Source organism: Thalassovita sp. ABM4_323 (genome assembly GCF_056158665.1).
This window is the reverse complement of record NZ_JBSWTS010000007.1, coordinates 1,817,201-1,843,131: the sequence shown is the minus strand read 5'-3', so window position 1 is coordinate 1,843,131 and position 25,931 is coordinate 1,817,201. Positions and strand designations below refer to the sequence as shown.

Annotated in this window: 23 protein-coding genes; 3 read left to right on the top strand and 20 right to left on the bottom strand. The window is 61.0% G+C overall.

Annotated features, from left to right (window positions below; translation table 11 throughout):
* Window positions 1–47: 47 nt before the first annotated feature.
* The 12 genes from ACXADQ_RS11575 to ACXADQ_RS11520 form a co-directional block, all read right to left on the bottom strand.
* The gene (locus ACXADQ_RS11575) at window positions 48–1,373 is read right to left on the bottom strand and encodes an FMN-binding glutamate synthase family protein (protein WP_475320437.1); all 1,326 of its coding nucleotides are present in this window, start codon (window positions 1,371–1,373) and stop codon (window positions 48–50) included.
* Between the two features lie 10 nt (window positions 1,374–1,383).
* Window positions 1,384–2,067 (bottom strand): protein GlxC, encoded by a 684-nt coding sequence (locus ACXADQ_RS11570; protein ID WP_475320436.1) that lies wholly within the window; start codon window positions 2,065–2,067, stop codon window positions 1,384–1,386.
* A 3-nt stretch (window positions 2,068–2,070) separates the two neighbouring features.
* Window positions 2,071–2,961 carry a class II glutamine amidotransferase gene (locus ACXADQ_RS11565; RefSeq protein WP_475320435.1) on the bottom strand — a complete coding sequence of 297 codons (891 nt, stop codon included), beginning with the start codon at window positions 2,959–2,961 and terminating at the stop codon, window positions 2,071–2,073.
* Between the two features lie 161 nt (window positions 2,962–3,122).
* Window positions 3,123–3,779, bottom strand: a complete 657-nt coding sequence (locus ACXADQ_RS11560) for a helix-turn-helix domain-containing protein (RefSeq protein ID WP_475320434.1) — start codon at window positions 3,777–3,779, stop codon at window positions 3,123–3,125.
* Window positions 3,780–3,937: 158 nt separating this feature from the next.
* Entirely contained in the window at window positions 3,938–5,383 is a 1,446-nt protein-coding gene (locus tag ACXADQ_RS11555) for an aldehyde dehydrogenase (protein WP_475320433.1), read from the bottom strand.
* Window positions 5,384–5,398: 15 nt separating this feature from the next.
* The gene (locus tag ACXADQ_RS11550) at window positions 5,399–6,178 is read right to left on the bottom strand and encodes a coniferyl-alcohol dehydrogenase (protein ID WP_475320432.1); all 780 of its coding nucleotides are present in this window, start codon (window positions 6,176–6,178) and stop codon (window positions 5,399–5,401) included.
* 22 nt (window positions 6,179–6,200) lie between these two features.
* On the bottom strand, window positions 6,201–6,929 hold the full coding sequence (locus ACXADQ_RS11545) for an ABC transporter ATP-binding protein (protein ID WP_475320431.1): 729 nt from the start codon (window positions 6,927–6,929) through the stop codon (window positions 6,201–6,203).
* Window positions 6,929–7,660: an ABC transporter ATP-binding protein gene (locus ACXADQ_RS11540; RefSeq protein ID WP_475320430.1), complete on the bottom strand. Its 732-nt coding sequence runs from the start codon at window positions 7,658–7,660 to the stop codon at window positions 6,929–6,931. Before ACXADQ_RS11540 ends, ACXADQ_RS11545 begins: the two co-directional genes overlap by 1 nt.
* Window positions 7,657–8,583 (bottom strand): branched-chain amino acid ABC transporter permease, encoded by a 927-nt coding sequence (locus ACXADQ_RS11535; RefSeq protein ID WP_475320429.1) that lies wholly within the window; start codon window positions 8,581–8,583, stop codon window positions 7,657–7,659. Before ACXADQ_RS11535 ends, ACXADQ_RS11540 begins: the two co-directional genes overlap by 4 nt.
* Window positions 8,580–9,440, bottom strand: coding sequence for a branched-chain amino acid ABC transporter permease (locus ACXADQ_RS11530; RefSeq protein WP_475320428.1), 861 nt, complete (start codon window positions 9,438–9,440; stop codon window positions 8,580–8,582). The genes ACXADQ_RS11535 and ACXADQ_RS11530 overlap by 4 nt, the downstream gene beginning before the upstream one ends.
* A 65-nt stretch (window positions 9,441–9,505) precedes the next feature.
* Entirely contained in the window at window positions 9,506–10,723 is a 1,218-nt protein-coding gene (locus ACXADQ_RS11525; RefSeq protein ID WP_475320427.1) for an amino acid ABC transporter substrate-binding protein, read from the bottom strand.
* A 34-nt stretch (window positions 10,724–10,757) separates the two neighbouring features.
* Entirely contained in the window at window positions 10,758–12,179 is a 1,422-nt protein-coding gene (locus ACXADQ_RS11520) for an aldehyde dehydrogenase family protein (RefSeq protein ID WP_475320426.1), read from the bottom strand.
* Between the two features lie 107 nt (window positions 12,180–12,286).
* Between ACXADQ_RS11520 and ACXADQ_RS11515 the strand changes: the two genes are divergently transcribed.
* The gene (locus ACXADQ_RS11515) at window positions 12,287–13,150 is read left to right on the top strand and encodes a helix-turn-helix transcriptional regulator (protein ID WP_475320425.1); all 864 of its coding nucleotides are present in this window, start codon (window positions 12,287–12,289) and stop codon (window positions 13,148–13,150) included.
* 16 nt (window positions 13,151–13,166) lie between these two features.
* Here ACXADQ_RS11515 and ACXADQ_RS11510 read toward each other — a convergent pair whose 3' ends face one another.
* The 7 genes from ACXADQ_RS11510 to urtA all read right to left on the bottom strand — a co-directional run bounded on the left by ACXADQ_RS11510 (window position 13,167) and on the right by urtA (window position 19,696).
* Window positions 13,167–13,496, bottom strand: coding sequence for an FmdB family zinc ribbon protein (locus ACXADQ_RS11510; protein WP_475320424.1), 330 nt, complete (start codon window positions 13,494–13,496; stop codon window positions 13,167–13,169).
* 52 nt (window positions 13,497–13,548) lie between these two features.
* Window positions 13,549–14,781 carry a formamidase gene (gene fmdA / locus ACXADQ_RS11505; RefSeq protein WP_475320423.1) on the bottom strand — a complete coding sequence of 411 codons (1,233 nt, stop codon included), beginning with the start codon at window positions 14,779–14,781 and terminating at the stop codon, window positions 13,549–13,551.
* A gap of 20 nt (window positions 14,782–14,801) precedes the next feature.
* The gene (gene urtE, locus ACXADQ_RS11500; RefSeq protein ID WP_475320422.1) at window positions 14,802–15,491 is read right to left on the bottom strand and encodes an urea ABC transporter ATP-binding subunit UrtE; all 690 of its coding nucleotides are present in this window, start codon (window positions 15,489–15,491) and stop codon (window positions 14,802–14,804) included.
* An 11-nt stretch (window positions 15,492–15,502) separates the two neighbouring features.
* Complete coding sequence (gene urtD, locus ACXADQ_RS11495) at window positions 15,503–16,252, bottom strand: urea ABC transporter ATP-binding protein UrtD (protein WP_475320421.1); 750 nt, start codon at window positions 16,250–16,252, stop codon at window positions 15,503–15,505.
* A gap of 11 nt (window positions 16,253–16,263) precedes the next feature.
* Window positions 16,264–17,394, bottom strand: coding sequence for an urea ABC transporter permease subunit UrtC (gene urtC / locus ACXADQ_RS11490; protein ID WP_475320420.1), 1,131 nt, complete (start codon window positions 17,392–17,394; stop codon window positions 16,264–16,266).
* Window positions 17,395–17,406: 12 nt separating this feature from the next.
* A complete protein-coding gene (urtB, locus tag ACXADQ_RS11485; protein ID WP_475320419.1) occupies window positions 17,407–18,333 on the bottom strand; it encodes an urea ABC transporter permease subunit UrtB in 927 nt (308 codons plus the stop codon).
* Between the two features lie 88 nt (window positions 18,334–18,421).
* The gene (gene urtA, locus ACXADQ_RS11480; RefSeq protein WP_475320418.1) at window positions 18,422–19,696 is read right to left on the bottom strand and encodes an urea ABC transporter substrate-binding protein; all 1,275 of its coding nucleotides are present in this window, start codon (window positions 19,694–19,696) and stop codon (window positions 18,422–18,424) included.
* 236 nt (window positions 19,697–19,932) lie between these two features.
* On the opposite strand from urtA, the gene ACXADQ_RS11475 reads away from it, so the two are divergent.
* Window positions 19,933–23,271: an ATP-binding protein gene (locus ACXADQ_RS11475; RefSeq protein WP_475320417.1), complete on the top strand. Its 3,339-nt coding sequence runs from the start codon at window positions 19,933–19,935 to the stop codon at window positions 23,269–23,271.
* Window positions 23,261–24,172 (top strand): response regulator, encoded by a 912-nt coding sequence (locus tag ACXADQ_RS11470; RefSeq protein WP_475320416.1) that lies wholly within the window; start codon window positions 23,261–23,263, stop codon window positions 24,170–24,172. The genes ACXADQ_RS11475 and ACXADQ_RS11470 overlap by 11 nt, the downstream gene beginning before the upstream one ends.
* A 6-nt stretch (window positions 24,173–24,178) precedes the next feature.
* On the opposite strand, the gene ACXADQ_RS11465 is transcribed toward ACXADQ_RS11470, so the two are convergent.
* Window positions 24,179–25,810, bottom strand: coding sequence for a thiamine pyrophosphate-binding protein (locus tag ACXADQ_RS11465; RefSeq protein WP_475320415.1), 1,632 nt, complete (start codon window positions 25,808–25,810; stop codon window positions 24,179–24,181).
* Window positions 25,811–25,931 lie beyond the last annotated feature (121 nt).

Below are 25,931 nucleotides of genomic sequence, written 5' to 3'. Positions count from 1 at the left end.
CTATTCCCTGTGGGTTTAAGGGGGCCATCAGCCCCCCTTGTTGGCGTTTAGAAACCGGGTTTGCCGGGGTACCAGTTGGTGCCTGCCAGCGGGACCTGCGCCATGGCGGCGGCCTCCATGGTCAGGGCGCACAGGTCCTCGGGTTCCAGGTTGTGAACATGGTTGTGGCCGCAGGCACGGGCCAGAGTTTGACACTCCAGCGTCAACACGTTCAGATAGTTGCGCAGACGACGGCCCGCTTCGACCGGGTCCAGGCGCTTCATCAGCTCGGGGTCTTGTGTGGTGATACCCGCCGGGTCCTGACCTTCATGCCAGTCGTCATAGGCGCCGGTAGTGCTGCCCAGTTTCTGATACTCGGCCTCCCATTTGGGATCGTTGTCGCCCAGCGCGATCAGCGCGGCCGAGCCGATAGAGACCGCATCCGCGCCCAGCGCCAGCGCCTTGGCCACATCCGCACCGGTGCGGATCCCGCCCGAGACGACCAGTTGTACCTCGCGGTGCATACCCAGGTCCTGAAGCGCCTGAACGGCGGGGCGGATACAGGCCAAAGTGGGCTGACCGACATGTTCGATGAACACGTCCTGCGTGGCCGCGGTGCCGCCCTGCATCCCGTCCAGCACGATCACGTCCGCGCCAGCCTTGACCGCCAGAGCGGTGTCGTAATAGGGACGCGCGCCGCCGACCTTGATGTAGATGGGTTTTTCCCAATTGGTGATCTCGCGCAGCTCCAGGATCTTGATTTCCAGATCATCCGGCCCGGTCCAGTCGGGGTGACGACAGGCTGAACGCTGGTCGATCCCTTCGGGCAGATCGCGCATTCCGGCGACCCGTTCAGTGATCTTCTGACCCAGCAACATCCCACCGCCGCCCGGTTTGGCACCCTGGCCCACGACCACTTCGATCGCATCCGCGCGGCGCAGATCGTCGGGGTTCATGCCATAGCGGCTGGGCAGGTATTGATAGACCAGCTTTTCGCTGTGGCCGCGTTCCTCTTCGGTCATACCCCCATCGCCCGTGGTGGTCGAGGTCCCGGCCATGGTCGCGCCGCGGCCCAAGGCTTCCTTAGCGGGGCCCGACAGAGAGCCAAAGGACATGCCCGCAATGGTGATCGGGATATCCAGCTCGATCGGTTTCTTGGCAAACCGAGTGCCCAGCGTCACCTTGGTTTCGCATTTCTCGCGATAGCCTTCCAGCGGGTAGCGGCTCATCGAGGCGCCAAGGAACAGCAAGTCGTCGAAATGCGGCACCTTGCGTTTGGCGCCACCGCCGCGAATGTCGTAAATACCGGTGGCGGCTGCGCGACGAATTTCCGAGTTGGTCTCGTTCGAGAAGGTCCAGGATTGCCGTGGCATCGTGTTGGGTGTCTTGTCCATTGGGCTTTCCTCAGTATTCGCCAGCGTGGTCGATGTTGAAGTTGTAAAGCTTGCGGGCCGAGCCGTAGCGTTTGAACTCTTCGGGCTTGGCATCCGCGCCGGCCTTGGCCAGCAGATCGGTCAGGATCTCGATATGCTCGGGGCGCATTTCCTTTTCGATGCAGTCCGCGCCCAACGATTTCACATTGCCGCGCACGAACAGGCGGGCCTCGTACAGGCTGTCGCCCAGCGCATCGCCAGCATCCCCCAGCACGACCAGATTGCCCTTTTGCGCCATGAACGCGGACATGTGGCCGATATTGCCATGCACCACGATGTCGATCCCCTTCATGGAAATCCCGCAGCGCGAGGACGCGTTGCCCTTGATGTTCAGCAGCCCGCCATGGCCCGTGGCCCCGGCATATTGGCTGGCGTCACCTTCGATGGTGACCACGCCCGACATCATGTTTTCCGCGACACCCGGCCCGGCCGAACCTTCGACTGTCACCGAGGCCTCTTTGTTCATGCCCGCGCAGTAGTACCCGGTCGAGCCCTTGACGGTCACCGACAGCGGGCCATCCAGGCCACACGCCACCGCATGAGAACCACGCGGGTTCTCGATCACGTATTCCGCATTCGCGCCCGATTTTGCCTGCGCTTGCAGAACCGTGTTCAGGTCGCGCAGCGGGGTTTGGGCCATATCAATCGTTTCCATGTCTTAGCGCTCCCAGAAATAGACGGTGGCAGGTTCGGGTTCCCAGACTTTCGCGTCCTCGATCCCCGGAAGATCGGCAAAAGCCCGGTATTCGCTTGCAAAAGCGACATAATCCTCGGTTTCGGCCATGACGGCGGGCTTGCAGGCGATGGGGTCCCGTACCACGCCAAAGCCATTCTTGGTGCCGGTCACGAAGGTGAAAAAGCCGTCCAGATCCTCGATCGTGCCTTCCAGAGCCTCGCCCAGCGACGCGCCGTCAGCGATACGCGAGCTGATATAGGCGGCGCCGACCTCGGTGTCGTTTTCGCTGCGGGTGAACACGCCCTTTTTGGCCAGAACACGGCGCATCTGGTTGTGATTGGACAGAGAGCCATTGTGCACCAGGCACTGGTCATCGGCGGTGGAAAACGGATGCGCGCCCATGGTGGTCACGGCGCTTTCGGTGGCCATGCGGGTGTGGCCGATGCCGTGGCTGCCCCCCATGTCGCGCAGGCCAAACCGAGCAGCGACATCCTTGGGCAGGCCGACCTCTTTGTAGATCTCCATCGACACGCCCGAGCCCATGATACGCAGGCCTTTTTCTTCCAGCGCGGCGATGGCCTTGTCTTCGACCTCGGCGGGTACGGTCAGTACGGCGTGGGTGTCCACGACCCGCATCGTTACCGGCGCATGGATGGCCGAGGTCAGCGCGCCGTCCAGTTCAGCAAACGCGGTCTTGGGTGCATCCGATTGCACCGTGATTTTCACGCTTCCGTCCAGTTCATCCCCATAGATGGCGATGCCCGCGCTGTCAGGGCCGCGATCCGTCATGGTGATAAGCATATCCGTCAGCAGGTTTCCCAGCTGCGGGCGCATGTCTTCCTTTTTCAGGAACAGGCCAACAATGCCGCACATAGTTTTCTCCATCTCTTCTCGACTGCTTGTCGTCGAGACTTGCCTATCAGGAAATAAATTTGCCCTTCAAGACAATTTCTTTCCCGTGGAGAATATTTTTTGCCCAAGCGGCGGGTTGCCCATTTTCTGGGCAAAACCTTGGTCAAACTGGGGTCTGCGGGCTATTTCTGCTGAGGGTAGCTGATGATCGACAGGTATTTGGCGGGCAATTCCAGCAGTTCTTCGGGGCCATGCGGGGAATCGGCGTCGAACAGCAGGCTGTCGCCCGGCGCCATGTCATAGATCTGATCCCCGTGCCGATAGCTGACGCGACCTTCGAGCATATACAGCATCTCCATCCCTTCGTGCTGGAAGGCGGGAAAGCGGTCGCTGGCGTCGGTCAGTTCGATCAGATAGGGCTCGACCACCACGCCCGAGTTGTTCGACCCGATATGCCCCAACAGCTGGTACTGGTGGCCCGCGCGCGTCCCGGCGCGTTCGATCTCGACCCCCTCGCCCGCTTTCACATGCATGGCGCCGCGCGGTTCTTCGAAGCCGGAAAACAACTGGATCAGGGGCACACGCAGCGCATCGGCCAGCACTTGCAATGTATTCAGCGAGGGCGAGGTCACACCGTTTTCAATCTTGGACAGCATCCCGACAGACAAACCCGTCTGCGTCGCCAGGTCCGAGCCCGTCATCCGCTGCCGTTTGCGCAATTCGCGCACCTGTCGCCCGATCGCCACCTCCAGGTTCTTTTCGCGCGGCTCTTTCACCGCATGGGGGTTTTGGGACAGCTTGGCCTTGGGATTTGCGGCCTCTGCGGATTTCGTCGGCATTCAACGCACCTTTCACTGATCACCCTGAAACCGGGTGAATTCTTTCCTCTCAGGAAAATCCCGCGATTTCACAGCCGGGTCAAGATGCGCACACCCCGGGAAAACAAAGCCGCCCCGGTGACAGGACGGCTTTGCGATTGTTTCATGGAGCAATCAGATCAGAACGGGAAGTGCTGGTGAGGATCTTCGATCGTGACCCAGCGCACCGAGGTGAACGAGTCGATCCCCGCCTTGCCGCCAAAGCGGCCATAGCCCGAATCCTTAACGCCGCCAAAGGGCATCTGAGCCTCGTCCGCGACCGTGGGGCCGTTGATGTGGCAGATACCGCTTTCGATCCGGTCGGCAACAGACATCGCGCGTTGGATATCCTGGCTGTAAACCGCTGCGGACAGGCCGTATTCGGTGTCATTGGCCACGCGGATCGCTTCTTCGTCGTCCTTCACGCGGATGATCGGCTTGACCGGACCAAAGCTTTCCTCGGCATAGATGGTCATGTCGGGCGAGGCATTGTCGATCAGCGTTGCCTCGACCACGGCGCCATCGCGCTTGCCACCGGCGATGACTTTGCCGCCCTTGGCGGTTGCGTCGGCGATGATCTTGTCCATCTTCTCGGCCGCTTCGGGCGTGACCAGCGCGCCCAGCACGACCTGCTCGCGCGGGTTGCCAGCGGGCAAGGCGTTGGCCTTGGCAGCGAAGGCGGCGATAAATTCGTCCGCGATGCCTTCGTGCACGATGATCCGTTCGGTGGACATGCAGATCTGGCCCTGGTTCATGAAGGCCCCGAAGGCCGCACCGTTCACTGCTGCCTCGACATCCGCGTCATCCAGAATGACCAGAGGTGCCTTGCCACCCAGTTCCAGTAGGACCGGCTTCAGATGGGTCGCAGCGGTTTGCGCGATGATCTTGCCGACCCCGGTCGAACCGGTGAAGTTGATGTGACGCACCTCAGGGGCCGCGATCAGCGCGCCGACCACTTCGGCAGCATCCTCGGGGGCATTGGTCACTACGTTCATCACCCCGTCAGGGGCACCAGCGCGGCGGAAGGCCTCGCCAATGGCCAGGTGGGTGGCCGGGCACATTTCCGAGGCTTTCAGGATCGCGGTGTTGCCACAAGCAATCGCGGTCGCCACGGCACGAGTGCCCAGAATGATGGGCGCGTTCCACGGCGCGATGCCCAGACACACGCCCAACGGCTTGCGCTGCGCCATGGCCAGCGTGCCGGGCTTGTTGGCCGGGATGATCTCGCCGGTGATCTGGGTGGTGATGGCACCCGCCTCGCGCAGCATCCCGGCGGCCAGCATGCAGTTGAACCCGGTCCAGGGCGCGGTGGCCCCCGTTTCATTGGTGGTGATGGCGATGATTTCAGGTGTCATCGCCTCCAGCTCGTCCGCGGCTTTGTTCAGCACCGCGCGCCGTTCTGCCGGGCTGGTTTTCGACCACGCCGGGAACGCCGCTGCCGCTGCTTTGGCCGCGGCCTGGGCGTCGGCGGCCTTGGCGGCGGGGGCGGTGGTGGCGACCTCGCCGGTCACTGGGTCGCGGCGATCAAACGTGGCGCCGTCCTGTGCGGCCACGTCCTGACCGCCGATTAGCATGGAAATGCTCATGAACTTGTCTCCCTATCAGTTCAAACCATTCGAGGTCGCATCAATATGCGCGCGCATGCCGCCATCGGTGGCGATGTTCACACCGCGCAGCCAGACCGAACCTTCGCTCAGCAGGAACACCACGACGGGTGCGATATCGGTGGGGGTGCCGGGGCGATCCATGATCTTCATGTCTTCCTCGGCGCGCTCGCCCAGGGTTTCCAGGAAATCCTTCAGGATCGGCGTTTCGACCGGCCCGGGGCTGACAGCGTTCATGCGGATGCCGCGATCTCGCCAGGTCCAGCGGTTTTCGTGGGTCCAGGCCACAAGCGCTTGTTTCGTATAGAAATAGCTGATCTCGGCGGTGATGCCCTGCGCGGCGCAGAAGGCCGGAACACCGGCGTGATCCAGGCTTTCGGCGGCCTTGATCTTGGCGATCTCGCCTTCCCAGCCGATCCCGGCCAGCGAGGCCAGGTTCACGATCGAGGCGCCATCGGCCAGGCTGTCGACCAGACCCAGGGTCAGACGTTTCAGCGCGACCAGGTTCACGGTCACAACGGTTTCAACCGGAGCCGTCGGCGGTACACCGGCGATATTGGCCAGGCCGTCGGCTTTGACAGCTTTCAGCTCTTCGATCAGAGCGTCCAGCGCGGCTTCGTCCATCAGGTCAACCTGGTGAAACGCGTCCAGTTCAACGCTGGGCGGGTTGCGGTCCACGCCGATCACGGTGGCCCCTTGCGCCTTGAGTTGCTTGGCCGTTTCCTGGCCAATCCCCGAAGACACCCCAGTGACAATAATCTTCTTGCCTTCAAACATCTGTTTGCTCCTTCTAAACGTTCTAAGTTGGTTGAGCCTGCGCGCCGCCACCCAGATAGGCCGCTTGCACGGCCGGATCGTTCAGCATTGCGTCGGCTGCGTTTTCTCCGGTGATTTCACCGTTTTCGATCAGATAGCCCCGGTCCGCGATGGCCAGGCTTTGTTTGGCGTTCTGTTCCACCAGCAACACGCCCATCCCCGTTTCGCGGATCTTGGACAGGTTGCCGAACAGCTCTTTGCACAGCAGCGGGGACAGGCCCAACGAGGGTTCGTCCAACATCAGGATTTCGGGATTGGACATCATCGCCCGCCCGATCGCCACCATCTGCTGTTCGCCCCCAGACATGGTGCGCGCGATCTGCGTTTTGCGCTCGATCAGCTTGGGGAACAGCTCCAGGACCCATTTCAGGTTCTCGTCCTTGGCGCGGCGCGCCCGCTGCGAATAGGCGCCCAGCATCAGGTTGTCCCACACCGACAGGTCCCCGAAAATGCCCCGTCCCTCGGGGACAAAGGCAACGCCAGCCTCGACGATCTCGTCGGACTTGCGGCTCAGCAGATTTTTGCCGCTGAGGTCAATCCGCCCGCCTACATCGCCTTCGCAGATCCCGGCAACCGCCCGCAAAAGCGAGCTTTTGCCAGCCCCGTTGGCGCCCAGCATGACCACGATTTCACCCGGAGCGACGGTCAGGCTGACCCCGCCCAGCGCCCGGTGCAGGCCGTATGACACAGAGAGATTTTCAATCGTCAGCATCACTCATCCCCCAGATAGGCGCGGATAACTTCGGGATCAGACAGCACATCGGCCGGGGTCCCTTCGGCGATTTTCACGCCCGAGTTCATCACAACGCAGCGGTCGCACAGCGACCGGATCGCATCCATCACATGTTCCACCAGGATGATCGTGCGGCCCTCGTGGCGCAGGTTCGCGATCAGTTCGATCCCGATCTGCAACTCGGACGGGTTCAGCCCCGCCAGCCATTCATCCAACAGCAGGATTTCCGGTTCCGCCGCCAGGGCGCGGGCCAGTTCCAGCCGTTTTTGGTCGATATAGGTCAGGCTATCGATCCCCAGGTTTTTCTTTTCTCCCAATTCCAGCCTGTCCAGTAGATCACTGGCGAATCCCTCGGCTTCGCTTCCCCAGCGGGGTTTATGTGCAAAGGCGGCACCGGCGACGACGTTTTCGATGACGCTCATCCCCGGCAGAATGCGCACCAGCTGGAACGTCCGCGCCACGCCGAAACGGGCGATCTTGTGCGGAGGCAGCGGGGTCAGGTCGTGGCCCTCCAGCATGATGCTGCCCGCCGTGGGCTTTAGCGCCCCCGAGATCAGGTTCATCGTGGTCGATTTGCCCGACCCATTGGGCCCGATGATGCCCATGACCTCGTGCTCTTTGACGTCGAACGACACGTCGTTCACGGCCACCAGCCCACCAAAGCGTTTTGTCAGGTTGCTGACCTCAAGGATTGTTTGCTTGCTGGTCATTTCGCCGCCCTCCGTTTGAGCTGTTCAAACAGGCCGACAAAACCGTTCGGGATCAGGTAGACGATCAACAGGAACGACAGCCCCAGGAACAAGGTGGTCGAGTTGGGGAACGAGATCGAGATCGCCTCCCACAAGAGGGTGAAGGGAATGACGCCCACAAGCGGCCCCCACAGGCGATGCACACCGCCCAGCAGCGCCATGATCACCACCAAGAAGCTAAGCTCGGGCGAGAACACCACATTGGGTTCGATATACGAATAGCGCGGCGCGACAATGGCCCCGACCAGCGCGGCAAAGAACCCGGTGGTCATGAACAGGATCACCTTGGACCATGCGGTGTTGATGCCGACATGGCGGGCGACTTCTTCGTCATTGCCGATGATGCGCAGCGCAAAGCCCAGACGCGAGCGGTTGATCCACCAGCCCAGCAAGAACACCACAACGGCCACGGCCAGCAGCATCCAATAGATGTGTTCCTCGCCAAAATCGGTCAGCACATACAGGCCCCGCGATCCAAGGAAGTTGTTCTGCACCCAGCTGACCAGGTTGCGGATCATCTCGGCCAGGCCCAGCGTGAAGATCACGAAATAGACGCCCGACAAGCGCAGCGTGGCCAGCCCGATCAGCAGCGCCAGAACGGTCGCCACGATCGGCGCGATCAGGGCCATGGTCCAGAAGCTTTGGTAGTAATCGCTCATGCCCGAACCAACCAGATACCCCCCAACACCAAAGAAGGCGCCGGTCGACAGGGCGATCAGATGCGTGGGGCCGGAAAACAGCGCCCAGCTGGTGGACAGGGCGATATACATCATCGCCGTGGTGGCAATCGACAGCCAATAGCCATCGGTGATCAGGGGCAAGGCGGCAGCCAGCGCGGCCAACACGACCCCCAGGCCCAGATTTCTTAGCTCGGCAGGTTTCATGTGCGCCTCCCGAACAGGCCCTGCGGACGGAACAGCAGGATGCCAAGAAAGATCACATAGGCCGCCACCAGCGTCAGGCCGGGGTCCACGACCGTGGCCACGGTGGTCTCCACCAGCCCCAGGATCAGCGCGGCGATGATGGCGCCTCGGATGTCGCCGACGCCGCCCATGATGATGATGATCAGCGCTTTCATCGTGAAGATCACCCCAACCGAGGCATCCAGCGTGATGAAGGTGGAAATCAGCGTGCCGCCCATCGCGGTCACGGCCCCACCCAAGGCAAAGGCCAGCGCGGACACTTTATCGACATTGATGCCGACCAGACCCGCAGCCTCGGTGCTGACAGACACGGCACGCACGGCGGTGCCCGGATAGGTGTGGTTCAGCCAGTAATACAGCGCCCCACCGATCAGAACGGCCAGCCCAAAGGCCACCAGCCGGTTCAGCGCGACGGTGCTGCCCAGCACGGAAAACGGCTCGGCCAGATAGGAATAGGTGAAGTACTCGCCATGCAGCGACACCATGATGCCGACCAGCGCAAAGCTCATGCCGAAGGTCGCGAGGATCGAGTCGACCTCAAGCTGACCGGTGGATTTCGCGCGCCGCACCAGCGGCAGCAGAAGATAGCGGTACAGCAGCCAGTTCCCGGCAAAAGCCAGGGGCGCGATGATCACCGCAGTCAGAATGGGGCTGAAGGCGGACGCGGTGAACAGCCAGAACGCGGCCAGCCCACCCAGGACCAGCATCTCGCCATTGGCAAGGTTCATGATGCGCGCGACGCCATATTGCAGGTTCAGCCCCAACGCCATAAGCGCATAGGTGCCGCCCAGCAGCAGCCCGGATATGAGGATATCCATAATATTTTCGCCTGATTAGAGGGGGCTGCCCGGCCAGACACGGCCGGGCAGCAAGAGTTGCGGAGTTAGTTCCAGCCGTCCTTGGGCGTGGCCGCGACCGAGTCGCCCATGCCGGTGTCAGCCACAGCGCGGAACACGCCGTTTTCCCACTGACCCACGGACCAATAGCGTTCCGAGTTGTTGTTCTCGTCAAAGCTGATGGTGCCGATCACGGTGTCAAAGCTGTTGTTCTTGATGTAGTCCACGGTCGCCTCGCGGTCGACCGTGCCCACGGCTTCGATCGCCTGTTCCAACACTTGCAGGCTGGAATAATAGGTCGCCGAGGCCCAGTAATCGGCCTCTTTGCCGGTCACCTCTTTGTGGGCCATGCGGTATTCTTTCATGGCCGGGGTCTCGGGGTTCACCCCGCCTGCGCCCAGGTTGCCGTTGATCTTGGATCCGAACTTGCCCGCATAGGCCGGAAAGGCCGTCGCAACGGCGGTGTAGAACGCCTTGACACTGAAATCTTCGATGATCGCCTGTTCGGTCAGCGCGAAGGTATCCGGCGGATAGGACCAGGCCACGAAGGCATCGGGCTCGGACGCTTTGGCGCCTTTCACCACGGGCGAGATATCGGGCGTGCCCAGCGGATAGGATTTGTCATAGACGATCTCGAACCCGGCTTCGGTCAGGATGGGGCGGGCTTTGTCGGCCAGCTCGATCCCGAAGGCATCGGCCACGTTCACCATGGCAATCTTGTTGCCGATGGTGCCGGCATCCCGCATCTTGGTCAGCGTATCACGCACGCCCTCGACGAACCCGGTGGTCGAGCCCAGCGTGAAGAACATGTTGGGGAAGCGTTTGGACAGCTCGGGCTGTTTGTCGGTGATCGCGCTGACAGCAATCAGCGGGAAGTCATACTTGGCATAGATCGGGGCCGCTGCGATGTTGAACCCGGTGCCATAGGGCGACAGCATGAAATCAACCTTGTCCTGGGTCGCCAGGCGCTGCACGGCCTTGATATGCTCGGCCGGGTTGGTTTTGTCGTCATAGGTGATCACCTCGATCGGGCGCATTTCGCCGTCAACCTTCAGGCCACCGCGGTCGTTCACCTGCTTGGCCCAGAGTTCGATATTCGGGGTGTGGGTCACGGCCTCGCCCCCGGCCAGCGGGCCGGTCAGGTGGGCAACAACACCAAATTTGAGCGGTTCCTGGGCCAGAGCGGTCGTGGCCATCAGGGTCGACAGCCCCAGGGCAGCCCCGGTGCCAATCACCATCGTGCGGCGCAACTTGTCAAAGGTCATAGTTTCCTCCCGTTTTTCCTTTGAGGACCTGCGTTCAGGTCGGTGCTGCGCTGGTCATCCAGCGCAATTCTGTGAATTCGTGCATGCCCCAGCGGCCACCAAACCGGCCGTAGCCGCTGGATTTCACGCCGCCAAACGGCGCGTGGGGCGTATCGTCGAAGGTGCAGCGATTGATGTGGCAGATGCCGCTGTGCAGCTGATGCGCAACCTTCTCGGCGCGTTCAGGGTTGCGGCTGAAGACCGAGCACACCAGCCCATATTCGCTGTCATTGGCGACCGTCACGGCCTCGAGGTCATTGATCACCCGCGTGATCGAGGCCAGCGGACCGAAGACCTCTTCGTGGTAAATCCGCATTCCCGGTTCGACGTGATCCAGCAGGGTTGGCTCGACCAGATTGTTCCGCATCCCGCCGCCACCAACCAGCCGGGCGCCCTTGGACACCGCATCGCTGACCAACCCGGCAAAGCGTTCGGCCGCAGCGTGGCTGATCACCGGCCCCACATCCGTCGCCGGGTCGGCCGGATCGCCGACGATCAGCTTGGCGCGCAGGGCTTCGACCTTGCTGGCAAACTTGTCCGCCACCTTGTCGGCCACGATCAGGCGCTCGGTCGACATGCAGATTTGGCCCTGATTCAGATAAGCGCCCCGGGCCGCCTCGGCGGCGGCCAGATCCAGATCGGCATCGTCCAGAACCACCATGGTAGACTGTCCGCCCAGTTCCAGAAGCGGTCGTTTTAGGTATTTGGCGCACAGTTCGGCCACACGCTGCCCAACACGAGTTGATCCGGTGAAATTCACACGCCGTACCACCGGCGAGGCGATCAGCGCCTCGACAATCTCTTCGCTGTCCTCGGCGCGGGTCAGAATGGGGCGCATGACGCCCTCGGGCAGACCGGCCTCGGCAAAGACCTCTCCGATCAGGCGCAGGGTGCGCGGGGCGAAATCACTGCCTTTCAGCAGCACCGTATTTCCGCATAGCAACGGCGCGGCCACGGCGCGAAAGCCCAGGACCAAAGGCGCATTCCACGGCGCGATGCCCAGACACACACCGCAGGGTTCACGCACCGCCTTGCTAGTGATACCGCGCGCATCCGGGATGATTTCGACCTTTTCGGCCTCGTCGGCATAGGTGCCGACCTCGCGCAGAATTTCGGCGGCGAAACTGATGTTCAAATGGGTCCACTTGGCCGGGGCGCCGATCTCTTCGGACATTGCCAGGCGGAAATCTTCGCGCCGGGATTCCAGCACGTCCGCAGCCTTGGCCAGGAATTCCGCGCGCTGCGCCGCAGGCAGGGCAGACCACGCCGGATAGGCCGCAGCAGCCTGCGCAACCATATCCAGGGCCTGCGCCCGATCCATGGCCGGTTCGACACTGACAACCCGTCCATTGACCGGACTGGTCCGTTCGACAAACCGCGGATGCGGGTCTTTTGACTTCAACTGAGTAAGCGCCATGTCTTGTGCGGGCTGGGCCCGTCCTCCCTTGAGAAATCGTAACCTCCATGTATATTGTCATGAAATGCTCATTTCTGGGCATTTATTGTGAATTTCTGGAATTCAGCATGAAAGACGGTTACGCATCTTTGTTGGTTGAACGCGAGGCCCTGCACGATCAGGTGCTGCGTGCCACCCTGCCAGACGGGTATGCCCGCCTGCTGTTTCTGGAGATGGGAACCTTGGTGATCGGTGATTCTGAAACCACGATCACGGGGCCGGCCTTGTGCTATTGGCCGCCGCAGCAAAGCCCGGTTTTGTGCCTGCGCGCCGGGTCTCGGGCGACGGTTCTGGGGCTAAGCGATACGATTGTTCTGGATGCGATTGGCGCGCGCGCCGAGTCGGTGCATCTGCGAATGCTGGCCGAGCAACCGTTCAACGCCGCGCTGACCCAGCCCCCCGAGCAAGAGCAAGTCCAAGCTTTGGTCACCTGGTTTGGGGCGGAACTGGCCACGGCCGAACGGCAATCGCCGATGTCGCTGGCGGCGTATTTGCGGCTGATGTTCATCTGTGCACTGCGCTCTCATCAGCCCGATGGCGCTGACAAACGGGTCGAGCAAACCAGCATCCTGCGCCGGTTTCGCCATCTGGTCGAGCTGCACTATCGCGACCACTGGCAGATCGCGCGCTACGCAGACGAGCTGGGGGTCGATTACGACCGGCTACATCGCATCTGCAAACGCGAAACAGGGCGCAGCGCCGCCGAGCTGGTGCATGAACGCCTGACGGCCGAGGCCAAGGCGCGGCTGGAAAACTCGGGCTCGCCGCTGAAAAAGATCGCCTCGGATCTGGGATTTGCCGACGCGACGCGGTTCAGCCATTTCTTCAAGCGCCGGACCGACATGTCGCCCGGTGCCTATCGGGCCATTGTCTCGCGCCCGGACGGGGATGACCTGTCTGAACTGCGCCGGGGCTTTTCCGACTGGCCCTAGCGGCGCATTCACGTCATCAGTGGGAAATCATCCAGGGCCGCTTGGTTGGGAAGCTTTTGGACCCATCGGGGCGATACAAGGTTTTCGAGTTCTTCTTGTCCCCGCCCCCACAGCAGCTGCATCCCGGCCCATGCGAGGATTTACGCGGGCTGTCAGCGCTGCGTTCGTTGGTTTCATGCGCGTGCCGGCGGTTGGAATCCATCACGGACAGTTTGGGCGCGGTCATCATCACGCGCGGCGCGGGCGTGGCGCAAACCGGACAGGCGCAGGGTTCCGAGTATTTCGACATCGGCACCAGGGATTCAAATGGGCCGCAATCATCGCACCAGTATTCATAGACGGGCATTGGGGTGTCCTTTGTTCGTGACGGGGCGGCGACAGGCGCCGCCCCGATTGGTTTACAGATCAGGGGCCAGCGGGATGTCGATCGAGCCATCCAGGAACTTGGTCGGACCATCCGGGTTGGGCATCATGCCGTCGAATTCAAAGATGTCCGTGGGCAGCCACAGCGTGGCACAGGCGTTCGGAATATCCACCACGCCCGAGATATGCCCCTGTACCGGGGCCGTGCCCAAAATCGCATAGGCCTGCGCACCGGAATAGCCGAACTTCTTCAGATACTCGATCGCGTTCAGACAGGCCTGACGATAGGCAATGTGGACGTCCAGATAGTGCTGCTCGCCTGCCTCATCGACGCTGATGCCTTCGAAGATCAGGTAGTCATCGTATTTCGGCGTGATCGGCGAGGGCTTGAAGATCGGGTTTTTCACGCCGTATTTGGACATGCCTTCTTTGATCAGGCTGACCTTCAGGTGCAGCCAACCGGCCATTTCGATGGCCCCGCAGAAGGTGATCTCGCCATCGCCCTGGCTGAAGTGCAGATCCCCCATCGAAAGGCCTGCACCATCCACATAGACCGGGAAATAGATCTTAGAGCCGCGGCTCAGGTCCTTGATGTCACAGTTGCCGCCATGTTCGCGCGGCGGCACGGTGCGCGCGCCCTCGGCAGCGGCGGCATCGCGTTCTTCGCCCTTCATCGCGCCCATATGCGCGCTTTGGGTGTTGGGCAGCGCAGCCAGAGGCGGCGTGCGGTCCGGGTTGGTGTTGAACAGCGCGGTTTCGCGTTCATTCCACATGTCCAGCATCTTGCGATCGGGCAAACAGCCGATCAGACCGGGGTGGATCAGACCGGCATATTTCACGCCGGGCACGTGGCGCGACTTGGTGAACATGCCTTCGAAATCCCAGATGGATTTCTGTGCCTCGGGGAAATGCTCGGTCAGGAAACCGCCGCCGTTTTGCTTGGAAAAGAAGCCGTTAAAGCCCCACTGGCTTTCTTCCTTGGCACCGATGTCCAGGATTTCCACGACCAGCAAGTCGCCCGGTTCAGCCCCTTTGACGCCGATGGGACCGGACAGATAGTGCACCTGCTCCAGTTCCACGTCGCGCACATCGCTGGCGTCATCGTCGTTTTTGATCTGACCACCGGTCCAGTCGTAGGTCTCGATCTTGAAGTCGTCGCCAGGTTCGACCCAGACGTTGATCGGGATATCGGGGTGCCACCTATTGTGCACGTTTTCGTTGGTATGCGGGCTTTCGCTCAGGTCCACCGAAATCAGCGTATCAGCCATGTTACTGTCCTTTCTTTGATTTAAACGGAGAGGAATTTCGAGACCTTGGCCTCGTCGATGCCGTCGCGCGGGCTGTCGTGTACAAATTCGCCATTCTCGATCACCATGACCCGGTCCGCCACATCCAGAGCAAAGCTAAGCACTTGTTCTGAAACGATGATCGACAGGCCTTTCTGATCGCGGATCTTGCGCAGGGTGCGGGCCATTTCGCGAATAATAGAGGGCTGGATGCCCTCGGTTGGTTCATCCAGCAGCAGCACCTTGGGGTTGCTGGCCAGCGCGCGGGCAATCGCCAGCTGTTGCTGCTGACCACCCGACAGGTTGCCACCCCGGCGCGATTTCATTTCCAGCAGAACGGGGAACAGCTCGTAGATGTCGTCAGGCACCTTTTTGCTGCCAGTGACGGTCAGCCCCGTTTCCACGTTTTCCTGCACCGTCATGGCCGAGAAAATCATCCGCCCTTGCGGCACATAGGCGATGCCCTTAGCGACGCGCTGATGGGATTTCAGCCCCGTCACCGGGTCCGTCCCCACCGACACGGCCCCCGATTTTTCCGGCACGATACCCATCAGGGTTTTCATCAGCGTGGTTTTGCCCATGCCGTTGCGCCCCATGATGGCGACGATTTCACCGGGTTTGACCTTCAGATCCAGCCCGTGCAGCACCTCGGATTCGCCATAGGCCGCGCGCAGTTCGCTTACATCCAGCATGTGATTTCTCCTTAGTGGCCCAGATAGACTTCGATGACTTTGGGATCGTTCTGGACCCGGTCCATCGAGCCCTCGGACAGGGTTTTGCCCTGGTGCAGAACGGTGACGCGGGTGGCGATATCCTCGACGAAACCCATGTCGTGCTCGATCACGATGACCGAGCGATCCTTGATGATGCGGTTCAGCAGCTCGGCGGTTTTCTTGCGCTCGGCCACGGACATGCCGGCGACCGGTTCGTCCAGCATCAGCAGTTCGGGGTCCTGGATCAGCAGCATGCCGATTTCCAGCCACTGTTTCTGGCCATGGCTCAGATAAGCGGCTTTTTCGTCCAGCTGATCGTCCAGGAAAATCGTCTCGGCGATCTCTTTGATCCGGGTTTTCACCGGGTCATCCCGGCGGAAGGTCAACGCGCCGAACACGCCGTGCCCCTTGGGATAGCTGAGTTCCAGGTTCTCGAACACGGTCAGATCTTCGTAGACCGAGGGCGTCTGGAATTTGCGCCCCACCCCGGCATGCACGATTTGGTCTTCGCGCATGGACAGCAGCTCGTGGCCCTTGAAATTGACCGAGCCCGAGGTGGCCTTGGTCCGGCCGCAGATCAGATCCAACACGGTGGTTTTGCCCGCCCCGTTGGGGCCGATGATCACGCGGCATTCGTTGGGTTCGACGTAAAAGCTTAGGTCATTCACCGCCTTGAACCCGTCAAAGGACACCGTCAGCCCCTCGACCGCCAACACGAAATTTGGATTGTTTACAGACATGTAGGATCTCCTTATTCGGCTGGCGACTTGGCGCTGCCGGGCAGATCAACGCCCGAGGACTTGTTGAACAACTTGGCGATGCGCGGAGCGACGTAATCGGCGTAGATCCCTGCCAGACCATTGGGGAAGATCATCACGACCGCGATGAACAGCCCGCCCAGGCCCAGCAGCCACAGCTCGGGGAAGCTTTCGGAGAAGGTGGTTTTTGCCCAGTTCACCAAAAGCGCGCCATAGACCGCACCCAGGATCGAAATCCGCCCACCAACAGCGCAGAAGATCACCATCTCGATCGAGGGCACGATGCCGACCAGCGTGGGTGACATGAAGCCGACCTGCAGGGTGAACATCGCCCCGCCGATGCCAGCGAAAGCAGCGCCCAGACAGAAGACAAAGATCTTGAAATTCGCGACGTTATAGCCGGAAAAGCGCACCCGGTCCTCTTGATCGCGCATGGCGATCAGCAGACGGCCCAGCTTGGATTTGCGCACGAATTGCGCCGCCAGCAGCACCGCGAACAGCAGCACGCCGTTGACGAAATACAGGATCTCTTTGGCCTCGTCCGTGCGGATGTCCCAGCCCAGCAGCGTGCGCAGGTCGGTGATGCCGTTGACGCCCCCGGTATAGCCCTGCTGGCCGATGATTAGGATGGTCAGGATCGCGGCAAAGGCCTGGGTGATGATGGCGAAATACACGCCCCCCACACGCCGGGTGAACATGGCCACCCCGATGATGAAGGCAAAGATCACCGGCACCATGACCACGGCCAACAGAGCAAAGGCCAGGCTGTTGAACGGTTGCCACCAAGACGGCAGCGCGGTCAGCTGGTTCCAGTCCATGAAGTCGGGAATGCCGGGGGTAGATTGGATCGCGGTGTTTTCAGGCGTCGAGGCTTCGAGCTTGAGGAACATCGCCATGCAATAGCCCCCCAGCCCGAAAAACACGCCCTGCCCCAGGCTGAGGATCCCCCCAGCCCCCCAGCACAGCACCAGCCCGATGGCGACAAAGGCATAGGTCAGATACTTGCCAAACAGGTTCAGGCGAAAGGTATCCAGCGCCACGGGCAAGACAACAAAGATGACGACGGCGAGGACGGCAAAGCCAATCAGCTCGGAACGGGAAAGAAAGCGGTTGGACGTTTCCATTGCGGCCTCCGGTTATTTGCGCAGTTTCATGGCGAACAGGCCTTGCGGGCGGATCATCAGGATGCCCACGACGGTCAGCAGCGTCAGAACCTTGGCCATCGAGCCGGACAGGAAGAACTCCATGATCGACTGGGCTTGGCTGATCGAGAAGGCGCTGGCGATGGTGCCCAGCAGGCTGGCGGCGCCGCCGAAAACGACCACAAGGAAGGTATCAACGATATAGAGCTGCCCTGCCGTCGGGCCGGTGGACCCGATCATCGTAAAGGCAGATCCAGCCACCCCCGCGACCCCGCAGCCGATGCCAAAGGTCAGACGGTCGGTCCATTCGGTGTTGATGCCCACAGCACCCGCCATCACCCGGTTCTGGTTGATCGCGCGGACCTGACGGCCCCAGGTGGATTTGAACATCAGGATATAAACGGCGGCCGAAATACTGACGGCCAGCACCATCACAAAAATCCCGTTGATCGGGATCTCGATCAGGTCGGTCAACGGCAGCGACCCCATCATCCAGTCAGGAATGGTCACGCCGACCTCGCGCGCGCCGAACACGCTGCGATAGACCTGTTGCAGAATCAGGCTGAGGCCCCAAGTGGCCAACAAGGTATCCAGCGGGCGTTTATACAGGTGCCGGATCATCGCCCATTCGACAAGCAGCCCTAAGGCCCCTGACACAATGAAGGCGAGTATCATGGCCACAAAGAAATAGGCGCCAAACAGCGCCGGCATGTAGGTCGAAAACAGGTTCGACATCAAATAGGTGACATAGGCGCCCAGGATCATGAACTCGCCATGGGCCATGTTGATCACGCCCATCTGGCCGAAGATAATTGCCAGTCCCAGCGCCATGAGGACAAAGACGGAAAAGAGGATGAGCCCCGCGAAGCCTTGCATGGCAAAAATCGCGCCCAGCTCGCTCATCGAATAGTCGGAAAACATCTGTTTCGCTCCTGTGGCCAGTCAGTGATGTCATGAAAAAGGGGTGGCCCGCTTATGCGAGCCGGGCCACCCAGGTGAGGATGACGACTTACTGGTAACCCTCGGGGAAGGGATCGGGCTCGACCAGATCAGCGGTTTCGAACACCACTTCGTACTGGCCGTCCGGCTTGGCCAGACCGACGCGGGTTTTGGACCACAGGTGATGGTTTTCATGCACTTTGACATAGCCTTCGGGGGCCGAGGTCAGCTCGATACCCGGTGTGGCAGCGCGCACCTTGTCCACATCGAACGAGCCTGCGGCTTCGACAGCGGCTTTCCACAGCCACGGGCCCAGATACGCAGCCTGGGTCACGTCGCCGATCACCATGTCTTCGCCCCACATCTCTTTGAAGGCTTTGACGAATTCCATGTTGTTGTCGTTGGTCAGCGACTGGAAATACTTCATGCAGGCATAGGCGCCATCGATGTTTTCGCCGCCAATACCGCGGATCTCGTCCTCGGTGACCGAGATGGTCAGGACCAGCGGTTTTTCCTTGGTCATGTCGATGCCAGCGGCCTTGAGCTGCTTGTAGAACGCAACGTTCGAGCCCCCCACAACGATCGCATAGATCACGTCGGGTTTCTTCAGGCGGATCTTGTTGATGACCGAGTTGAACTGGGTGTGGCCCAGCGGATAGTATTCCTCGCCCACGACCTTGGCGCCGTCCAGGAAGTTCTCGATATGCTTGCGCGCAATCTTGTTCGAGGTACGCGGCCAGATGTAATCGGACCCCAGCAGATAGAAGGTTTTCGCGCCTTTTTCCTTGGACACCCAATCCAGGCCGGCGATGATCTGCTGCGTGGCCTCTTGGCCGGTGTAGATCACGTTGGGCGACTGCTCGAGACCTTCATAGAAGGTGGGATAGTAGAGGAAGCCGTTATACTGTTCAAAGACCGGCAGAACCGCCTTGCGGCTGGCCGAGGTCCAGCAGCCCATGACCGAGGCAACCTTGTCGTTCACCAGCAGCTTCTTGGCTTTTTCCGCGAAAGTCGGCCAATCGGATGCGCCGTCTTCCTGGATGTATTCGATCTTGCGGCCCAGAATACCGCCTTGGGCGTTGATCTGTTCAATCGCCAGTTTTTCTGCCTGCACCGACCCGGTTTCCGAAATCGCCATGGTGCCGGTGATCGAGTGCAGAATACCGATGGTCACGGTGTCATCGGTGACAGCCAGACCGGTGGTGTTGACGGCGGACGTGGGATAGTCAGCAGCCATCAGATGTTTGGGCGCGAACAGGGATGCAGTCAGTGCTGCCGCCCCACCTGCAAGAACGCTGCGGCGGCTGACGCCGGACGAGAGTTCATTGAGTTTTTTCTTGGACATATCGCCTCCTGAAACTTTGCGAGAAGTGACCCTGGGCGATTTGCTTTCCGCCCTCACCTCGTCAGGTTTGCGGAAAATGCTGCGGTGCAGTATACGTCAAATGACGTATGTGAGTGCGCGTTTTTCCACCCCATAGTGATTTCAGAACAGGGTGATGGACTCTTGAGGGAGGACGCGGGCGCAAACGCGCGTGCCCGCGCAAGAGGCTGTATCACACACACAAGCGGGGGCTCCCGATGGTGACAGCCTTGAAAGCGACCAAAGAACGGCGACGCTATAATCGCTGGGTCGCGAACGAAACGATGGAAGACTTCGCGCTGCGTTTCACCGCTCGGCGGGCGCGCAGATGGAGCTATGGCCGCGTGGCTAACACCGCGATCGGCTCGATCTCTTTCCTTGCGCTCGAGGCCATCGGTGGCACCATCACCTTGCTGTATGGTTTCGACATTGCCGTGGCCGCGATCATGCTGGTCGGGCTGCTGCTGTTTTTGACCGGATTGCCGATCAGCTACTATGCAGCCAAGCACGGTGTGGACATTGACCTGCTGACGCGCGGGGCTGGGTTTGGCTATATCGGCTCAACCGTCACCTCGCTGATTTATGCCAGTTTTACCTTTATTTTCTTTGCGTTAGAAGCCGCCATCCTGGCCCTGGCGATGGAGTTTTGTTTCGGCTTACCGCTGATGCTGGGCTATCTGATCGCGGCTGTGGTGGTCATCCCGATGGTCGCCAAGGGGTTCACTAAAATCTCGGCCTTTCAGACCTGGACACAGCCCCTTTGGGTGATTTTACACATCCTGCCTTTCGTTTTGCTGGCCTTTGTTGGCTACGATTTTGACACCTGGACCAGCTATCCGGGCCATGAATCCGAGGTCAAAGAACGCTCGACCATCCTGATGGTGGGCGCGGCAGCGGGGGTGGTGTTTTCGCTGATCGCACAGATCGGCGAACAGGTCGATTTCCTGCGTTTTTTGCCCGAACCCAAGACCCGCGCGGACCGGCGCAAATGGTGGGCCGCCCTGATTGCTGCGGGGCCGGGCTGGTCAATTCTGGGCGTTCTGAAAATGCTGGCCGGGTCCTATCTGGTGACCCTGGCGATCCGCGAATTTGTCCCCCTGGCCGAGGCCGCAGATCCGACTCGCATGTACTTTACCGCGTTTAATCAAGTGATTAACACGCCCTGGTTGGTTTTGGCCCTGACCGGGATCTTCGTCATTCTGTCTCAGTTAAAAATTAACATCACCAATGCCTATGCCGGGTCCATCGCCTGGTCGAACTTCTTTTCGCGGCTGACACACAGCCATCCGGGCCGGGTTGTCTGGCTGGTGTTCAACGTGGCCATCGCGCTGATCCTGATGGAGCTGGGGGTCTTTGCCGCACTGGAAAGCATCCTGGCGCTGTATTCACATGTCGCGCTGTCGTGGATTGGGGCGCTGGTGGCCGATTTGGTGATCAACAAACCGCTGGGTCTCAGCCCTCGCGGGATCGAGTTCCGCCGCGCTCATCTGCATGATGTGAACCCGGTGGGGATTGGCGCCATGATCGCCGCTTGCGTGATCTCTCTGGTGGCGTATGCGGGTGCCCTGGGCGAGCTGGCCGAGGCCCTGTCGACCGTGATCGCGCTGGGTACGGCCTTTGTGATGGCCCCGGTGATCGCCTATTGGACCAAGGGCAAATATTACATCGCGCGCGACCCGATCAGCGCCGAGCCGGGCCTGCACGAATGCTCGGTCTGTGAATACAAATTCGACGCCGAGGACATGACCCACTGCCCCTTCCATTCGGGGCCGATCTGTTCGCTATGCTGCACGTTGGACAGCGCCTGCCGCGACGCCTGCAAACCCGAGGCACGCCTGGACAATACCCTTGCCGCCCTGACCCTGCGGACCTTCCCCGCACCGATTGCGCAAATGCTGATGTCGCGCCTGTCCATGTTCGCCATCGCCACGACCGGGCTGGCGCTGGGGTTTGGCGGGCTGCTGCTGATGATCCGGGGCTTTCGCGACCAGACCAATTTCGACGCGGCGCTGACGATCATTTTCTGTGTGATGCTGATCATCATTGGCATCTGCGTGTGGATGTTCATTCTGGCCCATGAAAGCCAGGCCAAAGCCCGCGAAGAAGCCACCCGCCAAACCGAAAGCCTGCTGCGTGAAATCCGCGCCCACGAACGCACCGACCGCGCCCTGCAAGAGGCCAAGGAAAAGGCCGAGGCCGCCAACACCGCCAAGACCCGGTATATGAGCGGGCTCAGTCACGAGCTGCGCACGCCGCTGAACTCGATTTACGGCTTTGCGCAGATACTGGAAAAAGACCCCCGCATCCCCGAAGAACGGCGCGGCGCGGTGACCACGATCCGCCGGTCCTCGGAGCATCTGGCGGGGCTGATCGAGGGGTTGCTGGATATCAGCCGGATCGAGGCCGGCCGGCTGGAATTGACCCGCGACCGCATCAACCTGCGCACTTTCCTGCATCAGGTCGCCTCGATCTTTGAAGAAACCGCGCGCGAAAAGGGGCTGGAATTCAGCATCAAAACCCACGGCGTGCTGCCCGACTGGATCGCCTGCGATGAAAAACGCCTGCGCCAGATCATCATCAACCTAATGTCCAACGCGATCCGATATACGCAGCAGGGCGCGGTGCAACTGACGCTCAGCTATCGCAACGAGGTCGCCGTGATCGAGGTATCAGACACGGGCACCGGCATCCCCGCGCATGAGATCGACCGCATCTGGCGCCCGTTTGAACGAGGGCGCGGCGCGATTGCCAGTGGCTCGGGTCTGGGGCTGACGATCACCAAGCTGCTGGTTGAAATTCTGGGCGGCGAGATCGAGGTCGAAAGCACCCCGGGCCAGGGCAGCCTGTTTCGGGTGCGGATGATGCTGCCCTCGGTCGCCTATGCCAAAACCGCCCCCGCAGATGTGATCCGCACCTCGGCTGCGGGCTATGTCGGGCCGCGCCGCACGCTGATGGTGGTGGACGATGACCTGAATCACCTGTCGCTGGTCGAAAACTATCTGACGCCGGTCGGATTCTCGGTTCTACAGGCCCCCAACGCCGAAATCGCGCTGGACATGCTGCATGACATCCGCCCCGAGCTGTTCATTCTGGACATCGACATGCCCGGTATGGACGGCTGGGAACTGGCGCATGAGCTGCGCAAGGGGATGCATGCGACCACGCCGATCATCATGATCTCGGGCCATGCCTCGGACGCGCAAAAACCGGATGCGGGCTCGGCCCTGTGCGATGCGTTCATCGCCAAGCCCTATAATCTGGACGATCTGTTGCTGCGCATCTGTGCGCTGCTCAAGGTCGAGCTGGTGCCCGAAAACCGCCCCACCGTTACCCCGGTCAGCGCCAGGGGCCAGGCGCTCAAGCGTTCGGATGCGCTGTATATCCTGGAAATGGCCGATATCGGCCACACCAAAGCCATCCGCGACAAGATCACCGCGCTGGAGCTTGCCAACGCGATTCCGCCCGACCTCAGCCTGTCCTTGCGCCGCCGGATCGACCAGTTCGACATGGTCGGTGTCCGCAACCTAATTGAAAAGGCCGATCAACATGCTGCTTGATCCCAACACCCACAATATTGCTCTGGTCGTGGATGACAGCCCCGAAGCCCTGGAGTTCGTTTCGACGGCCTTGTCTGATATTGGCATGACCGTTCTGACCGCGCGCGACGGGTCCGCTGCGATCGAGCTGGTCAAACGCGTGCAGCCCGACGTGATCATGATGGATGCAATGATGCCCGGCATGGATGGGTTCGAGGCCTGCCAAACCCTGAAATCCGCCCCCCATGCCACCGATGCGCCGATCATCTTTATGACCGGGTTGAACGACCGCGACAGCATCGTGCGCGGGCTAAGCAGTGGCGGGGTCGACTATATTACCAAACCGGTCGAGCTGGAGGAGATGATCGCGCGGGTGACGATCCATATGTTGAACTCGAAAATGATGCGCAGCGCGCGTGAGGCACTGGACAGCTTTGGCCGCGCCGTTCTGGCGATTGACCCAAGCGGCGCGGTTCTGTGGGGCTCTCCGCGCGCGTATGAGCTGCTGGATCAGGCCGGGCTGGCCAATTCTGATCAGCTGGGGGGGCACACCCAGTTAATGACCTGGCTGGAACTGACGCATTCGCAGCCCGTATCCGGCATGACGCCGTTGGAATGGTCGGGGCTGCGCTTTACCTATATTGGCCGGTCGTCCTCGGGCGAGCTGCTGGTGCGGCTGGACCCGACCACGGATGACCGCCCCCACGATATTCTGGCCAAGGAGCTGAACCTGACCGACCGCGAAGGCGAAGTGCTGTATTGGCTGTCACAAGGCAAATCCAACCGGGACATCGCCGAGATCCTGTCGCTGAGCGCCCGCACGGTAAACAAGCATCTGGAAACGATTTTCCAGAAGCTTGGCGTCGAGAACCGGACCTCGGCCGCGATCATCGCGGATCGGCGCCTCAACGGGCTGCGCTAGCCCGGATCAGATACGCATCGGCGGGATATCATCGGGATCCAGGCGAAGTTCGATCAGCAGCGGACGGTCCTGCCCGGCGATGGCTTCTAGGGCGGCGGCCAGATCGTCCTCGGTTTCCACCACCAGCCCATGCGCGCCCATTGCGCTGGCAACCTGGGCAAAGCTGGGCCAGTTGAACTCGGTCATCGAGGGGTCCATGTCGCGATTGCGCATCTGGATATGCTCGGCGCCATAGGCGCTGTCATTGCAGATAATCACGATCAGATTCTGTTGCAGATTGACGGCCGTGCGCAGCTCGCCCAGGCCGCTCATCATGAAACCGCCATCCCCGGCAAACAGCACGACCGGGCGATCAGGTGCGGCAACACCCGCACCGATTGCCTCGGCCAAGCCCAACCCGATCGAGCCGAAATTCGCTGTCATCACAAAGCTTTGCGGATCCTGAACCGACACGCGACACCAGACTTCGGTCATGAACCGGCCCCCGTCGGTGACCAGAACGCGATCCTGGGGCAGAGCCTGTTCGATCTGTTCCAGCGCGGGCACATAGTTGATGCATCCCTCTTTCACCTGCGCGCGTTTCTGGATCGGATGATGGCGCAGGGTGTCCGGATCCAGGTCATTCGTAGAGCCGCTGGCGGGGATCTCGGCCTCGTTCAGCCAATACAGAAAGTTATCGGCCGTCAGCCCCGAATCCGCGATCAGCGCCACGTCCGGATGCACGCTGCGCCCAATGGCGGTGGGGTTGGTATCGATCTGCACCAGCCGCTTGCCCGCCATCAGCTTGCCCTTGTCGGTGGTGAAATCATGCAAGCCCGCACCAAAACAGACGATGCAATCGGATTGCGCGATCACATCATAGGCCGCCGGAGAGCTGAGCGTGCCAAAGATATCAATGTCATAGGGGTGCCCCTGAAACAGCCCCTTGGCCTTGAGCGTGGTGGCAACGGGCGCCTGCAACCGCTCGGCCAGCGCCAGGATCTGCGCGCGAGCCCCCACGGCCCCGGCCCCGGCCAAAATCAGCGGACGGCGGGCCGAGGCGATCATCCCCACCGCCTGATCCACCGCGTCACCCTCGGGGACCAGCGCCTTGGTTTCAAACACATCCAGGGCTTTGTGCGCGCCATCGGCCTCGGCCCACATGAAATCTGCGGGCATGTTCAGCACGATGGGACGGCGTTCGACCTTGGCCCGGTAGAACGCCCGGGACACGTCGCGCGCCGCCAGGTCAGGGCTGCGGACCTGCTCGAACCCGGCCCCGGTGGATTTCACGAATTCGCGCTGATCCAGGCTTTGCAGATGGCGGGGCTCGGACACGGGTGTGTCCCCGGCCAACAGCACCAGGGGAATCTTGCCACGCACGCCTTCGGTTAGGGCTGTGGCGCAGTTGGTCAGGGCCGGCCCATGGGTGATCGTTGCGACCCCGACCTCGCCCGAGACATGCGCCCAGGCCAGCGCCATCAGAACCGAGCTGCCCTCGTGCGCGGCGGGCACATACCGCCCCCCGCAATGCCGCACAAAGTGATCGGTCATGAACAGGTTGGCATCCCCAACAAGGCCGAACATGGTGCTGACATTGTTGTCGCGAACTGCATTGGCGATGGTCTGGTGAGTCGTGGTCTTGGTCTGGGTGGACATGGCGCGCTCCGGTTTTGATGCTGCAATCTTAACGCAGACCGGATGCATGATGTGCGCGAAGGTGGCATTCTATTGACGCTGAAGCGCGAATTTCTTGCATCATATAAACATTCAACGCATG